At 36.9% G+C, this 14,560-nt stretch carries 14 protein-coding genes; 10 read left to right on the forward strand and 4 right to left on the reverse strand.

What is annotated here, in order from left to right:
* Positions 1-37: 37 nt before the first annotated feature.
* The 6 genes from FB2170_RS05625 to FB2170_RS05650 are packed head-to-tail and all read left to right on the forward strand — an operon-like array spanning position 38 to position 5,681.
* The gene (locus tag FB2170_RS05625; RefSeq protein WP_013305559.1) at positions 38-580 is read left to right on the forward strand and encodes a DinB family protein; all 543 of its coding nucleotides are present in this window, start codon (positions 38-40) and stop codon (positions 578-580) included.
* A gap of 10 nt (positions 581-590) precedes the next feature.
* Positions 591-3,737: a WD40/YVTN/BNR-like repeat-containing protein gene (locus tag FB2170_RS05630; RefSeq protein WP_041632686.1), complete on the forward strand. Its 3,147-nt coding sequence runs from the start codon at positions 591-593 to the stop codon at positions 3,735-3,737.
* A gap of 39 nt (positions 3,738-3,776) precedes the next feature.
* Complete coding sequence (locus FB2170_RS05635) at positions 3,777-4,196, forward strand: PH domain-containing protein (RefSeq protein WP_013305561.1); 420 nt, start codon at positions 3,777-3,779, stop codon at positions 4,194-4,196.
* A 4-nt stretch (positions 4,197-4,200) separates the two neighbouring features.
* On the forward strand, positions 4,201-4,776 hold the full coding sequence (locus FB2170_RS05640; RefSeq protein WP_013305562.1) for a pentapeptide repeat-containing protein: 576 nt from the start codon (positions 4,201-4,203) through the stop codon (positions 4,774-4,776).
* 58 nt (positions 4,777-4,834) lie between these two features.
* Complete coding sequence (locus FB2170_RS05645; RefSeq protein WP_013305563.1) at positions 4,835-5,329, forward strand: DUF6265 family protein; 495 nt, start codon at positions 4,835-4,837, stop codon at positions 5,327-5,329.
* A 1-nt stretch (position 5,330) separates the two neighbouring features.
* On the forward strand, positions 5,331-5,681 hold the full coding sequence (locus tag FB2170_RS05650) for a hypothetical protein (RefSeq protein WP_013305564.1): 351 nt from the start codon (positions 5,331-5,333) through the stop codon (positions 5,679-5,681).
* A 6-nt stretch (positions 5,682-5,687) separates the two neighbouring features.
* On the opposite strand, the gene FB2170_RS05655 is transcribed toward FB2170_RS05650, so the two are convergent.
* Complete coding sequence (locus FB2170_RS05655; protein WP_013305565.1) at positions 5,688-6,152, reverse strand: CBS domain-containing protein; 465 nt, start codon at positions 6,150-6,152, stop codon at positions 5,688-5,690.
* A gap of 117 nt (positions 6,153-6,269) precedes the next feature.
* On the opposite strand from FB2170_RS05655, the gene FB2170_RS05660 reads away from it, so the two are divergent.
* The 4 genes from FB2170_RS05660 (at position 6,270) to FB2170_RS05675 (ending at position 10,693) form a co-directional block, all read left to right on the forward strand.
* Positions 6,270-8,555: a M28 family peptidase gene (locus FB2170_RS05660; RefSeq protein ID WP_013305566.1), complete on the forward strand. Its 2,286-nt coding sequence runs from the start codon at positions 6,270-6,272 to the stop codon at positions 8,553-8,555.
* The gene (locus FB2170_RS05665; RefSeq protein WP_013305567.1) at positions 8,548-9,351 is read left to right on the forward strand and encodes an NAD-dependent epimerase/dehydratase family protein; all 804 of its coding nucleotides are present in this window, start codon (positions 8,548-8,550) and stop codon (positions 9,349-9,351) included. The genes FB2170_RS05660 and FB2170_RS05665 overlap by 8 nt, the downstream gene beginning before the upstream one ends.
* A gap of 128 nt (positions 9,352-9,479) precedes the next feature.
* On the forward strand, positions 9,480-9,854 hold the full coding sequence (locus FB2170_RS05670) for a hypothetical protein (RefSeq protein WP_013305568.1): 375 nt from the start codon (positions 9,480-9,482) through the stop codon (positions 9,852-9,854).
* A 137-nt stretch (positions 9,855-9,991) separates the two neighbouring features.
* On the forward strand, positions 9,992-10,693 hold the full coding sequence (locus FB2170_RS05675) for a hypothetical protein (RefSeq protein ID WP_013305569.1): 702 nt from the start codon (positions 9,992-9,994) through the stop codon (positions 10,691-10,693).
* Between the two features lie 2 nt (positions 10,694-10,695).
* Here the strand turns inward: FB2170_RS05675 and FB2170_RS05680 are convergent, their stop codons facing one another.
* The 3 genes from FB2170_RS05680 to nhaC all read right to left on the reverse strand — a co-directional run bounded on the left by FB2170_RS05680 (position 10,696) and on the right by nhaC (position 14,501).
* Positions 10,696-11,778 carry a DUF2652 domain-containing protein gene (locus tag FB2170_RS05680; protein WP_013305570.1) on the reverse strand — a complete coding sequence of 361 codons (1,083 nt, stop codon included), beginning with the start codon at positions 11,776-11,778 and terminating at the stop codon, positions 10,696-10,698.
* A 72-nt stretch (positions 11,779-11,850) separates the two neighbouring features.
* Positions 11,851-13,041 carry a trans-sulfuration enzyme family protein gene (locus FB2170_RS05685; protein WP_013305571.1) on the reverse strand — a complete coding sequence of 397 codons (1,191 nt, stop codon included), beginning with the start codon at positions 13,039-13,041 and terminating at the stop codon, positions 11,851-11,853.
* 17 nt (positions 13,042-13,058) lie between these two features.
* Positions 13,059-14,501, reverse strand: a complete 1,443-nt coding sequence (nhaC, locus tag FB2170_RS05690) for a Na+/H+ antiporter NhaC (RefSeq protein WP_013305572.1) — start codon at positions 14,499-14,501, stop codon at positions 13,059-13,061.
* Positions 14,502-14,560 lie beyond the last annotated feature (59 nt).

The following is a 14,560-nucleotide window of genomic DNA, read 5'->3' on the forward strand; positions in this document are numbered from 1 at the left end:
AGTATCTTTCTTACCAGGATTTCTTGATTGTCAAATAATGAAAGTGAAGTACCAAAAAATAGATTTTCCTTCTAAAGAAGAATACCCCGCATATGCCGAAATGTACATGCAATGGGTCAAAAAAGACAATACGCTACTGCATCAACTTGAAGAAGCCATGAAAGAGACCATTAGACTGGTCGATTCATTGAGTGAGCAGCAACTAAATCTTAGATATGCTCCCAACAAATGGTCTATCAAAGAATTGTTGGTGCACATAATTGATGATGAAAGAATTTATGGGTACAGGGCACTGGCCTTTGCAAGAAATGACAAAACAGAACTGCCAGGTTTTGAGCAAGATGATTATGCCAACCATTCAAATGCCTCAGAAAGAAGTATTACCAACATAATGAATGAATACATTGCCGTTCGCGAATCTACCATTACACTCTTCAATGGGTTCTCAAAAGATTCCTTATTGCGTATAGGTTTGGCCAATACAAACCAAACCAGTGTTCGAGCCTTAGGCTATCACATACTTGGCCACGAATTACATCATGTAAACATGATCAAAAAAGTATATTTAGAACAAAATTAAAACCAACCATATGAAACCTTTACATCTTCTCCTAGTCGCATTGTTTGTGCTACCATTTTCAATGCAATCCCAAAAACGAAAAAAGAAATCAAAAACCACAATAGAAGTCATTCAAGATTCTATATTTCATGGTTTAAAATGGCGGAATATCGGTCCGTTCAGAGGAGGTCGAAGTGTCGCATCGAGCGGTGTTATGGGCCAACCTATGACATACTATATGGGAAATACCGGTGGCGGTATTTGGAAAACCGTAGACGACGGTATTACTTGGAAAAATATTTCTGATGGTTTTTTGAAGACAGGAACAGTTGGTGATATTGCCGTATCTGAAAGCAACCCGAACATTGTTGTTGTGGGTATGGGTGAACATGCTGCCCGTGGGGTAATGACATCAATGGGAGATGGTGTATACAAATCAACGGATGCTGGAAAAACATGGAACCATATTGGGTTGGATTTTACTAGACATATTTCAGATGTAATTATACATCCAACCAATCCAGATATTCTATTTGTAGCAGCACAAGGTGCACAATACGGCCCCTCAACAGATCGGGGTATTTATAAATCTATTAATGGAGGGGAAAACTGGGAAAAGGTGTTGTTTGTAAACAATAAAACGGGAGCCTCTTCCCTATCAATGGATATGAAAAATCCATTGATTCTTTACGCCGCTATGTGGGAACATCAGCGTTTTCCCTGGACAATGGAATCCGGCGGTAAAGGATCTGCATTGTATAAATCTACCGATGGTGGTGCAACTTGGGATAAAATGAAGGAAGGTTTACCAAAGGAATTTGGTAAAGCAGGAATTTCAGTTTCTCGGGCAAATCCAGAACGGGTTTTTGCCGTGATTGAAGCAGAAGGTAAAAAAGGAGGGGTTTATCGTTCCGATGATGCTGGTAAAAAATGGACACAGGTGAACAAGGACCGGATTAATATTGCCCGTTCCTGGTATTATATGGAAATATTCGCTGATCCACAGGATGAAAATCTGGTGTATGTTTTAAACGCACCTGTAACCAAATCAATAGATGGTGGTAAAAGCTTTAAACCATTACCTACACCACATGGCGACAACCATGACCTTTGGATAAATCCGAATGACAACTCCAAAATGATCAATTCCAATGATGGTGGCGCCAATGTTTCAAATAACGGAGGAAAAAGTTGGAGTTCCCAACAATACCAACCAACCTCACAATTTTATAGGGTAATTACAGACAACTTAGTACCTTATAACGTTTATGGCGGTCAACAGGATAATTCAGCAATTGCTATTGTAAGTAGAACCAATGATGGTGGTATTGATTGGAAAGATTGGTATTCTGTGGCTGGCTGTGAGAGTGCATACTTGGCTTTTGACCCTGATAACCCTGAGGTGGTTTTTGGTGGTTGTTACCAAGGTATCATCGAAAAGTGGGCACGTGCTTCAAGGGAAGGTAAATCAATCAAAGAATACCCAGAATTAGCCTTGGGAAATGCTCCTGAAGATTTTAAGTTCCGTTTTAATTGGAATGCTCCAATTATAAGTTCGCCACACGACAGAAATACAATATACCATGCAGGTAATGTGGTCTTTAAATCAACCGATAGTGGAAATAGCTGGGAAGTAGTAAGTCCGGACCTTACTCGCAACGATAAATCGAAACAAGGGCCTGGAGCTGGCCCATATACCAACGAAGCGGCAGGTGGTGAAAACTACAATACCATAATGTACTTAGTTGAATCCCCACATGAACAAGGTGTCCTCTGGGCGGGTAGCGATGATGGGCTTATTCACATTACAAAAGATGGTGGTCAGAATTGGGAAAACATTACCCCCCCAAGCCTTCAAGAAGGCATAGTTAATAGTATAGAAGTTTCTCCGCATGAGGCGGCAACAGCCTATGTTGCTGTTATGCGATATAAAACAATGGATTTGATGCCATACGTTTACAAAACATCGGACTATGGAAAAACGTGGTCTAAAATAACCAATGGTATTGTTGGCGATCACACTTTTGTCCGCGTGGTTCGTGAAGACAAAAAACAACAGGGATTATTGTACGCAGGTACCGAAACCGGCTTGTTCATCTCAACAAACGATGGGCAAAACTGGCAACCATTTCAACTGAATTTGCCTGTTGTACCAATCAATGACCTATATATTCAAGATAATGACCTCGTAGCGGCAACTGCTGGTCGGTCATTTTGGATATTGGATGATGTGGCTGCCATTCAGAATATTAAAGCACCTAAACAGCCCGTGAAAATTTTCAAACCAAAAGACACTTATTTAATTTTTGGAGGTAGCAGCAGTAAGCCAGTTCCGGGATTAGGTCAAAACCCGAAATCAGGGGTGACTTTTGATTACTATTTAGATAAGGATGCCGATAGTTTAGACCTTGAACTAGAGGTTATGCATAATGGTAAATTGATTCGTACCATTACCAATGAAAAGCCTAAAGATTTTAAATCGTGGCCCGGAGGACCGTCTAAACCACAGGTTCTTCCTTCCAAAAAAGGATATAACCGTTTTACATGGAACTTTAGAAAAGAAACTTTACCGGCCGTTGATAAGGTTTTTGTTTATGGTAACTATGCAGGTTCAAGAGTTGGTCCTGGAAACTACACATTACGATTGACTTTGGACGGACTGACATCTGAAACCGAAGCGACCGTGTTGCCAAATCCAAAAGTTGAAAGTAACTCAGTCGAATATACTGAACAACAACAGATTTTGGGACAGATTGAAGGGGCCATAAAGGGTATTCATGAATCTGTATCAGCTATGCGTTCTGCAAAATCACAATTAAAGGGTTATGCCAAATTGCTTAAAGGCAATGAAAAGGCCAAGATGTTATTAGAGCAAGGCAAAGAGCTTACCAAACGAATTGATACTTGGGAACAGAACCTTATTCAACCCAATCAAAAAACTTTTCAAGATGTAATCAACTTCAACAATCAATTGAATGCAGAATTCATGGAACTCAAAAGTTATGTTGATGCCGCAGAACCAAAAGTCACCAAAGGCGCTAAAGAAAGATTGGCAGACTTAATGGCTGATTGGGGAGTTTACGAAACAGAGAGAGATGCAATAGTTGATAAAGAAATGAACGACTATAATCAACTATTCAGAGAATTGGAGTTGCCAGCAATAATTTTGGACGAGTAGGGATAAACCGAAAAGGGTGTCTTAAAAGAACATTGAAGTATGAAAGTATACAAATCAAAAATTGGTGTCGGAATATCGATTTTCATAGGCCTTGTTTTAGGCCTTGGAGCTTACCAAATGTTCAAAGATGGTTTATGGCTCGGATTGGCTATAAATGTACTAGTTGCCCTTTTTGTAATCTATTTATTTCTACAGACTTATTATGTCATTGATGGAAAAACGCTTAAGGTTAAAAGTGGTTTTATAGTAAACAAATCATTCGAAATAAATAGGATTATCAAAATTTCCGAAACCAATAACCCGATTAGTGCCCCGGCTGCCTCATTGGATAGGTTAGAAATAAAACTCGACAGTAAAAGAAGTGTGATTATTTCACCCAAATTAAAACATGAATTTATTGAAGAATTAAAGAAGATAAACCCAAAAATCATGGTTGTAACAAAAGGAAACAATAGTTAATTAAATGAACAAGCCCTTTATCGCGGATCAAACCTTCAAAGGTCAAGATTTCACAAAAGACCGTCTCCAAAAAGGCGAGTATGAAAATTGCATTTTTGAAGGTTGTGATTTTTCCAATGGCTTTCTTGACAATCAAAATTTTATAGAGTGTGACTTTGTTGATTGTAACCTCAGCAATACTAATACTGCACACTCTATTTTTAACGAGGTAACCTTCTCTCATTGTAAAATAATGGGATTGAAATTTGAAGAATGCAATGATTTTCTAATGGCCTTCAGCTTTATAGATTGTGTGCTTAACTTTTCGTCATTTTATCAATTGAAATTGAAGGGCATTCGGTTTTCTGATTGTAAACTCATTGAAGTAGATTTTACAGAATCTGATTTAACTGACGCCGTATTTGACTCCTGTGATTTAGGCAAGGCCATATTTAATCTTTCAATCTTGGAAAAAACTGATTTCGAGACTTCATATAATTTTCAGATTGACCCGGAACAAAATAGGCTCAAAAAAGCCAAGTTTTCAAAAGACAACATTTTGGGTCTTTTGGGTAAATATGATTTGAATATATCAAACTAAAGCATTAACCGTTTACAATCGGATAATTCGTATCTTGCTTTCATCAATCCGCATTTATATGAAATCAATTTTTATTTTACTTTTCTGTTTTTCAATTAGTTGTAATGCCCAAAACACCTTAAAACTTGCTAAGGGAGAGGAATCTCCAAAAGCTACTTTGGAGGATGTCTCATGGATTTCCGGCCATTGGAAAGGCGAAGCCTTTGGAGGAATAGCTGAAGAAATATGGAGTCCGCCACTGGGAGATTCTATGATGTTTGTTTTTAAGTTAGTAGCAGATGGCAAGGTTCAATTCTATGAAATTGGTCATATTCAACAAACAGAACGAACCTTAATATTACAACTAAAACATTTTCATGGTTCATTAAAGGGTTGGGAAGAGAAAGATGACACAGTCGATTTTAAACTAGTAAAAATAGAAGACAATAGAGCTTACTTTGAAGGTTTTACGGTTGAAAAAATAAGTGCCAACGAAATTAACATGTACGTGGTCATTGGCCATGAAGATGGGACATCTGAAGAAGCGAAATTCAATTATAAAAGAGTTGAGTAAAATGGAAAGAAAGTGTCTGGAATGTGGTGCAGAAATAAGAGGGCGTGTTGATAAAAAATACTGCTCAGACCATTGTAGAAACGCTTATAACAACAAAGTAAATAAAGACAGTAAAAACCTAATAAGAAACATCAACAATCGTTTACGAAAGAATTATAGAGTATTGGATAGTTTTCCTCTAAAAGAAGGAAAAACGAAAACAACGAGAACACGTTTAATGAATAAAGGTTTCGATTTTGAATTTATAACCAACCTCTACACCACTAAAAAGGGAACCACCTATTATTTTGTTTATGATTTAGGTTATTTGCCTTTGGACAATGATTATTATATGATTGTAAAGCGCGAGTAAGGCATTTTATTTCCAATTCTGCCCGCTGAGTTTTAGCGCAGCAATAACAACATCTTTTCGACTTATTTGGCCAACTAAAAGTCCATCTTTCATCACAGGCAATCTTCTTCTGTTATGTTTGTCAAAGATTCCGGCCGCATCAAAAATCGAAATATCATGGGGAATGGTCTCAACTCCTTTGGTCATGTATTTTTCAACACTTTTGTCCAATATAGGTTGATTGAAATAGCGGCTTTCAGAAATCTGTTTCATACAATCCGCCTCAGAAATAATTCCAACCAAGAACCCATTGTCATCCAATACCGGACCACCGGAAATATGATGCTTGGCAAACTGCTCCATTACCTCCAAAATTGATTGTTCGGGGGCAAAAGTCACCAATTTGGTGCTCATATAATCAGATACTAAAATCGGCGCATCAAACTCCTTCTTTGCTGCCTTTCTGAAACCTTGAAAACTTTTGATTCCCATATAATTTGAATTTAGGTTGATTACTAAAGATAGAAAAATTAATCGAAATTCATAAAATACTCGATGTAACGCCATGTCATATAAGAATTTTATACTTTTAAGGCACAAGCAATTTCTATGAAACGATTTACAAAAATCACCACTTTACTTCTTATAATTCTTGCCATTTATTGGAGTTTTCAGGCATCAATGCCAACCTATGAATCAGGTAAAAACAGTCCCGAGAATGAGTTCTCTACCGATAGGGCCTTAAGTCATGTAAAAACCATGTCTCAAAAACCCCATGGCGTAGGATTCCCTGCTCATGCTGAGGTTAGGTCATACATTATTTCCCAATTAGAATCTATGGGGTTGGAAACCTCGCTTCAAGAAGGATATACGGCGGGTGATTGGGGTAATTTGAGTAAGGTAATCAATATTCTTGCTCGAATAAAAGGTTCTGAAAAAGGTAAGGCCTTGTTATTGCTTTCGCATTATGATAGTAGTCCACATTCATCTTTAGGCGCCAGTGATGCAGGGAGTGGAGTTGCCACAATTTTGGAAGGCATAAGAGCATTTCTATCAGAAAACAAACAACCCAAAAACGATATTATTATCCTCATAACCGATGCAGAGGAACTTGGGTTGAATGGAGCAGATCTTTTTGTAAACAAACATCCTTGGGCAGAGGAAGTTGGGCTCACATTGAACTTTGAAGCTCGCGGAAGCGGTGGCCCAAGTTACATGCTGGTTGAAACGAACCGCGGTAATGGCAAGCTCATTGAGGAATTCACAAAAGCAAATCCTGAATTCCCAGTTGCCAATTCATTGGTATACAGTATTTACAAAATGCTCCCGAATGATACCGATCTTACGGTTTTTAGGGAGGACGGTGATATAGAAGGGTTTAATTTCGCCTTTATTGATGACCATTATGATTATCATACCGTTCGGGATAGTTACGAAAGATTAAATCAAAATACATTAGCACATCAAGGTAGTTATTTGATGTCTACGCTATCCTATTTTGCCAATTCAGACTTGAATAGTTTAAAAAGCTTGGATGATTCTATCTACTTCAATGTGCCGTTCTTTAAACTAGTCTCGTATCCTTTTGAATGGATCTGGCCTATGTTCGGTCTTGCCGTACTCTTTTTCATTGTTTTAATAGCGATTGGGTTTAAAAAGAACATTTTGAAGTCAAAAGATATTGCTAAAGGGTTTATTCCCCCGCTCATCGCCTTAGTCATTAATGGAGTTGTAGGATATTATAGTTGGTCTGTCTTAAAATGGGTCTATCCCGAATACAAAGATATTCTTCATGGTTTTACATATAATGGGCATATGTATATATTGGTATTTGTTGTGTTTGCGGTTGCCACCTGTTTTTGGTCGTATCATAAATTCAATAAAGTAGATACTCCCAATTTGTTGGTGGCTCCTATTTTTTTATGGTTGGTAATCTGTGGTTTGGTATCATACTATTTACAAGGCGCAAGTTTTTTCATTGTTCCTGTGTTTGCCCTACTCGCCTCATTCATGGTGGTTATTAACCAGAAAGAACCGAGTGCGTATTTACTATTTCTATTGGCGATACCGGCGCTATGGATTTATTCCCCTTTCATAAAAATGTTCCCGATTGGCTTAGGTTTAAAAATGATGGTAGCCGCTACCCTATTGACATCATTAACATTTTTATTACTTCTCCCAATATTTGGGTATTATAAAAACAAACAGAGATTGGCTTTTCTTGGGTTTGCCCTATTTTTTGGGTTTATGATTTCTGCCCACTTTAAGTCAGACTTCGACAAAGAAAATGCAAAACCAAATAGTTTGCTTTATGTGTTGGATGTAAATGAGCAAACAGCGCAATGGGCAACTTATGAGCACGTAGTTTCTAATTGGACGGCTCAATATATTGGTCCCGACCGTACCAAACCTCAAAGACTTTCAGATAAAACCATCAGCAGCAAATATTCTTCAGGGTTTACATATGTCACTAAAGCTCCTTTAAAAGAAATATTACCTCCAAAAATTGATACTTCTCGGGATACTATTATTGGAAATCAGCGACATTTGGAAATCTGCATTAGTCCACAAAGAAATGTAAATAGACTTGAGGTGTTTACCAATGATATTAAGATGGGCAAAGCAAGCGTAAATGGAATTCAACTTTCAGAGCACTACCTTAAAAATAGAAGAAGAGGTAAATTGATTACCCACTATGTAAGCAACAATGATTTCACTGAATTAAATCTCGTTTTCCCAAAAGATGTTAAATTGAAGTTGACCATTTATGAGGCCTCCAATGACCTTTTAAGCAACCCACAATTTTCTGTTCCTGAAAGACCTGAAGACAATATACCGATGCCTTTTGTGTTAAACGATGCAATATTGACCACCAAAACATTGACTTTTGAATAAGGCCATAGCCGTTATGGGTTGTGGTTGGCTGGGACTTCCCCTGGGCAAACGGTTGGTTGATGAAGGTTATTTGGTACATGGTTCAACTACATCAGAGAGTAAAATCGACAAGCTTTCAAAAACAGGTATCAAACCTTTTGTAATAGACCTTTCAGAAAACATCATCAAAGGGCCTATAAGTCAATTTCTAACCAATGTCGGTGTGCTAATAATCAATATACCACCAAAATTACGTGGAGAACATGTTGAAAATTATGTGTCAAAAATGGAATTGGTTCTTGAAGTTCTTTATAAGTCGGCCGTGACCAAAGTCATTTTTGTGAGTAGCACTTCCGTCTATGGTGAAGTTTCAGGTGAAGTTACCGAAGATACAGTCCCGCAACCGATTACCGAATCTGGAAGACAATTGTTGGCTTCAGAAAATTTGTTTAAATCAAGCACTAGATTTAAAACAACTATTATCAGGTTTGGAGGATTGATTGGCCCCAATAGGCACCCCATTAATACGCTTGCTGGCAGAAAAGGTTTAAAAAACGGGAATTATCCGGTTAATTTAGTCCATTTAGATGATTGCATTGAAATTATGGTTTCCACTATTAAAAAAGGTTGGTGGGGAGAACTTTTCAATGCTGTTTACCCATTATACAGTTCAAAAATCGATTATTATTTAAAAGAGAGCTCCAAAAGAGGGTTGATTTCCCCTGAATTTGAACGAAACGTCACAAAATTTGGAAAAGAAATCATATCAAATAGGTTAATACATGTTAAAAAGTACGTTTTTAAGACTACTATTTGAAGTTACTTCACAACAGCATCCTTAGTTTTCACAACAAAAGCCCCTGATTTTTGTTAATTATATCCTTGATTATAAACACCTTATCGATGAAATACATAACTTTATTTAAACATTAAAAATCGATTGCCATGGAAAATTCAACATTAAAAATGAAAATCACCTCGGAAATTGAAAGTTTAATTTCCAAGAGTTGTGCCAACCAACAAGCGACCGACAAATTTAAGAGCCTTCATGTAGCACTTTTGAAAAAGTACTACAATGCAGCCGATGTTTCAATAGACTATCATAGGAAAAGAGTTGAAATGGATATTGTAATGGATGATACTGAGTATGACCCAAAAAAGGTAAATACGTACATCCCAACGTTACATGCCAATTTAATCTTCAAAAATTTAAAGGATTTCTTAAAATCCTGTATCGAAAAGGATACTAAAAGCCTTGGATTCTATGCAAGTCTGTTAAGAACGTTTACACAAAAAGACGTTACACTGACAGTGGCATAAGTTCAATACCACTACTATCAAAAAAGGGCTGCCATGGGCAGCCCTTTTTTTATTTGCATTTAAGGTTTTCATTAACAGCTTTCTAAAAATATAATTTATAGATTAGCGCACCAAAATAGTAATTAATAAAAAGTAAAATGAGAAAGTTTGTATTTGTAGTCCTTTTTTCGCTTAGTTATGTAGTAAGCGCGCAGTCTAATGCTGAATTAATTAAGCACTATGAAGCTTTTTACAATCAAATGAGATTACAGGCCGATGTTGATGGAATGATCAACGCAATAACTCATTTAAATGTTCTTTCACCTTCAGACGCTAGAAAAGATACCCTTGCCTATATCTATGCTGAAAGCAACAAGCATATGCAAGCCTTGAACACAATAGGTGTTGACAAAAACGAATCAGATTCTGATTTAGCGGTACAGGTAAAGGCTATTTCTTTAAAAGCAATCAGCCAGCCAAAGAGAGCCATTGAACAATTTGAAATATTGAACAAAAGAACTCCAAATGCATATTTGGCCTACGAGCTAGCAGATTTAAAAATCCAGACTGGTGACAATGCCGGAGCAATGACAAACATAGAATATGGCATTGCCAACGCAACTGATGAAATGAAGTATGCCTTCTATGAAAGACAACAACCTTACCAGGCTGCTTTAAAGGCTGCTTTTACGCATTTAAAGGCACTGGCGATTTTTAATCAGGATAAGACAAAAATCGATGATGCAATAGGACTCATCAATGAAGCTTTGAAGATTGACCCCAGTTTTAATCTCGCAAGTTTAAGCAGACAGGCACTGGAAAATAGGAAAGCACAACCTGAGGCAGAAAAAAACGAATAATCTCAATTATTTTTTTCCGAGACAAACTTATAGAGGCCATTGACTGCCTTTAAAGTATTCTTTTTAAATATTTTGCTAATTACCAAGGTATAAACCAGTTCTTTGAACCAAGAATTAGCGTTCCAATACACTTCTACTTTCAGCATACATTCATTTCCGGATAATGGAGTGATATTGTAAAATTGATATACTTCTTTTATCAGAGGTGCACTACCAGTTAATTCACCATATACCAATTTACCGGGCTCGACATCCTTTGTAACTGCAACAAAATCAAGTTGCTTCCCATTGATTACACATACATGTTCAGAACCCAGACGTGTAACTTCATTTTCATTGTACTTAAATTCATCTACCCCTTCGGTCCAATAATGTCGATATTTATAGTTGGTTAAAAACTCCAATAACCCAGCCGCCGAAATTGGAAATTTCCGTTCCATTTCTATCTTGGGCGGACTATCCAGAGTTACCTTTTTGGCTTGAGTGAATGAACTTAAATTCAATTTTTCACTATCAATGAACGAATAGATATATTCAACTTTCCGCCCGTCATAAGTGTCCTCACCTTCTTTGAACCTATAAGCCTTACTATAATAATAAATTGGCAGCCCTATATCCTTGGCAAGTTCTTTACTTATTAAGGCGTAATTATCACTATCTATAGAATTTTTAAGCAATCTATGTGCTTCTATGACCTGCTGACCAAATGGTTTTCTATTTCCTTGAACATGAATAAACTGTAACTCGCCAGAATGCGCAACAATCTTCAAATCCAATTTATGGGCAGTAGCACACGCATTACAAGGACAGATTCGGTTCTTTTCCAATAACTTAAGATGCCCATAGAAGGCGGTGAACATCGCATCCATTTGTGCCAATAAACGTTCTTGGGAGGTAAGCTCTTCTTCTTTGTAAAAGAATAGGGCATCACCCTCAACTTCAGCAAGCTGTAAATCTTGGGTATTAGCACTTATTAACACCTCAAGTAATTCTGCAATCACATGCTGACTATGTTCAACCTCGGTGGTCTGTACAAACTCAGTAAAGCCAGAAATGTCAGGAATAAACAAAAGGGATTTAGCCATAACGTAATAATTGATTTTAAATAGCCAATTGGTCGTTAAAAAAACAGAACCAATCAAATGAAATCCAATTAATCACTTTATTAGATCCAAAGAATCTTTAAGGTCAGTAATTAAATCATCAACATGTTCTAATCCAACTGAAATTCTTATATCACCTAATGAAATCCCCATGTTCTTGAATTGTTTTTCATCTAATTCCTTCAAATAACTAATAGCAGGAACAAATACCAGACTTTCATGTCCTCCCCAACTAACCCCAATTTGAAAAACACTTAATCTATTAACGAAAGATTTTATCTCCACAAGATTTTCAGTTTTTAAATTGAAAGACATTAGGCCAGTGCTACCAGTCATTTGTTTCTTGTATAGCTCACCTTGCGGAAAACTGTTAAGTCCAGGGTATCTAACAAATTCAATCTGGGAATGTCCTTCTAAGAATTCAGCAATTGCCATTGCATTTGATTGATGCCTTTTTACACGCATAGTCAGTGTTCTTAAACTACGTAACAATAACCAAGCTTCCATCGGAGCGGTTTTCGCACCTAACAATTCGTATTCATTGTGAAAAATGGAATCAACTTCTTTTTGCGCTCCTATTACTACACCCCCAATTAAATCACTATGACCTCCAAGGTATTTTGTAAAGGAATGTACTTCTAAGTCTATCCCCATATCCAAGGGTTTCTGAAAAATTGGAGTTGCCAAGGTATTATCAATCATCGTCTTTATCCCTTTTGATCTGGCCAAATTAGCAATTGCTTCAATGTCCTGTAGACTAAAAACGGCCGTCGATGGACTCTCAAGATAGATGAGTGCAGTATTCTCCCTTATTGCATCTTCAAAATCTTCAATATGCTCACCAGAAACAAAGGTTGTTTCAATATTCATCTTTTTTGATAAATAACTCTTTAACAAATTACTCGCCGGACCATATAAATTCTTAATGGCGACAACATGGTCATTCGGCCGAAGAAAATGCAAACAAGAGGCTGTAATAGCGGCCATTCCTGAAGGAAAAAGTTGAGCTTTTTCACCATTGGCCAATAAAGCAATTTTTTCTTCAACCAGTTTAACCGTTGGGTTTTTCCCTCTAGAATAAATAAAATGTTCAGATCTATTATCAAATGCTTTGTCTATAGCTTCCCAATCCTTAAAACTAAATAATGAGTTTTGAAAAATTGGTGGTACGATTGCTCCATGATAGGCTGCCCTATCCTCTGCATGATGCATCATTAGAGTATCCAGTTTTCGTTTCTTGCTCATTTTATCTAAATGTTATTTTATTTATTTTTCTTCTCTTTTTTATAAAAACATCCTATTCCCAATATGGCCAATAAAGGTGCCATGGCTATATTAATTAATGACAATAGCTGCCAATGCCAATAATCTTCGAAAGCCACCCCCAAAGTTGCTACCATAAACAATGAAGTTGCATGCCATGGAATAATGCTCTCTACCATTGTTCCATAATCTTCTATTGAGCGGGATAATACGCGTCTTGAAATCTTAAACTGGTCATATCTACTTTTGAACGCATCACCAACGATAAAACTTGTTGCGCTTTGATTTGAAGTCATCGAATTTGTAAATGCTGTAGCGATCAATGATGACAATATCACCGCTGCCCTAGTTTTGGTAAACGAAAATACTCTATTAACTATCTTAGGCATTGCATTTGTAACATCAAGCGTGCCTATAAAGGTCAAAGCCATTAAACTGAAAACTATCACCTCATTTAGTTCAAAAAGTCCACCTCTATTGAAGAGTACGCTCAAATTTTCTGGAATCACAGCAACCCAAACAGCCATTGAGGTATCAAAACCATTTTTTAAAGTCGTCATCACACCAGTAATTCCAAAATCTTGAAAAATAAGGGCCAATATGCTAGCAACTATAGATGAAGCCAATAAGGTTGGTAAAGTTGCCATACGCTTAATTGAACCATATAATACTATTAGAGGAGGAATCAATAGAAAGACGTTAAGATTAAACATAGATTCTATAGCCAAAAGCGTGTCAGAGATTTGAGTGCCGGTCGTATTATTGGCAACAGGAGGATAAACGAATCCCAAAACGAAAAATAGTACTGATGCAATCAAAGCCGATGGAAAGGTTGTATACATCATAGATCGTATATGATCATACAAATCTATATCAACTGCTAAAGCCGCGAGGTTTGTTGTATCTGACAATGGAGACATTTTATCGCCAAAATAAGCACCCCCAATAATGGCCCCTGCAGTAATTCCTAAATGGGCATTCACAGAAGCTGCAACACCAATAATAACGGTCCCAATTGTGCCTACTGAGCCCCATGAAGTCCCCGTTAACATTGAAAATATTATCGGAATCACAAAGGCAAGAATATACATATAGTCAGGGTTTATCAGCTTAATCCCATAATAGATAAGTAATGGAATTGTACCGCTAACAATCCAAGTCCCGATAATTAGACCAATTGCGAATAATATAAGAATTGCGGGAAAGCCTTTGGATAACTTGTCAACAATGGCATTCTGAATCACAACCCATTTAAAACCAAGGAGTAATAGGTGAGCGGTTGAAAAAACTGTGGCTAACAGAAAAACAATTTCAAGAGGAAAAGCAGGTTGTCCAAAAACTCGAGGTTGTAAAATCAATCCATATACAATCAAAGAAAGTAAAAAAACAATAGGGAGGACTAAATGAATAAATGAAATCTGCTTCTCTTTAATAATATCCATTTACTCAAATTTTCGCAGTCAAAAATGCATTTTGATGAAATTGTAGCTGGTAAGGTATA

Origin of the sequence: Maribacter sp. HTCC2170, assembly GCF_000153165.2 — a bacterium.
In the GTDB taxonomy this organism is placed as follows: Bacteria; Bacteroidota; Bacteroidia; order Flavobacteriales; family Flavobacteriaceae; genus Maribacter_A.

Excerpts from the sequence above, each read along its gene's own strand:
- FB2170_RS05645 (WP_013305563.1), top strand. The coding sequence starts at position 4,835 with ATGAAATCAATTTTTATTTTACTTTTCTGTTTTTCAATTAGTTGTAAT.
- FB2170_RS05655 (WP_013305565.1), bottom strand. The coding sequence starts at position 6,152 with ATGGGAATCAAAAGTTTTCAAGGTTTCAGAAAGGCAGCAAAGAAGGAG.
- FB2170_RS05650 (WP_013305564.1), top strand. The coding sequence starts at position 5,331 with ATGGAAAGAAAGTGTCTGGAATGTGGTGCAGAAATAAGAGGGCGTGTT.
- nhaC (WP_013305572.1), bottom strand. The coding sequence starts at position 14,501 with ATGGATATTATTAAAGAGAAGCAGATTTCATTTATTCATTTAGTCCTC.
- FB2170_RS05625 (WP_013305559.1), top strand. The coding sequence starts at position 38 with ATGAAAGTGAAGTACCAAAAAATAGATTTTCCTTCTAAAGAAGAATAC.
- FB2170_RS05685 (WP_013305571.1), bottom strand. The coding sequence starts at position 13,041 with ATGAGCAAGAAACGAAAACTGGATACTCTAATGATGCATCATGCAGAG.
- FB2170_RS05630 (WP_041632686.1), top strand. The coding sequence starts at position 591 with ATGAAACCTTTACATCTTCTCCTAGTCGCATTGTTTGTGCTACCATTT.
- FB2170_RS05660 (WP_013305566.1), top strand. The coding sequence starts at position 6,270 with ATGAAACGATTTACAAAAATCACCACTTTACTTCTTATAATTCTTGCC.
- FB2170_RS05675 (WP_013305569.1), top strand. The coding sequence starts at position 9,992 with ATGAGAAAGTTTGTATTTGTAGTCCTTTTTTCGCTTAGTTATGTAGTA.
- FB2170_RS05680 (WP_013305570.1), bottom strand. The coding sequence starts at position 11,778 with ATGGCTAAATCCCTTTTGTTTATTCCTGACATTTCTGGCTTTACTGAG.
- FB2170_RS05670 (WP_013305568.1), top strand. The coding sequence starts at position 9,480 with ATGGAAAATTCAACATTAAAAATGAAAATCACCTCGGAAATTGAAAGT.
- FB2170_RS05635 (WP_013305561.1), top strand. The coding sequence starts at position 3,777 with ATGAAAGTATACAAATCAAAAATTGGTGTCGGAATATCGATTTTCATA.
- FB2170_RS05640 (WP_013305562.1), top strand. The coding sequence starts at position 4,201 with ATGAACAAGCCCTTTATCGCGGATCAAACCTTCAAAGGTCAAGATTTC.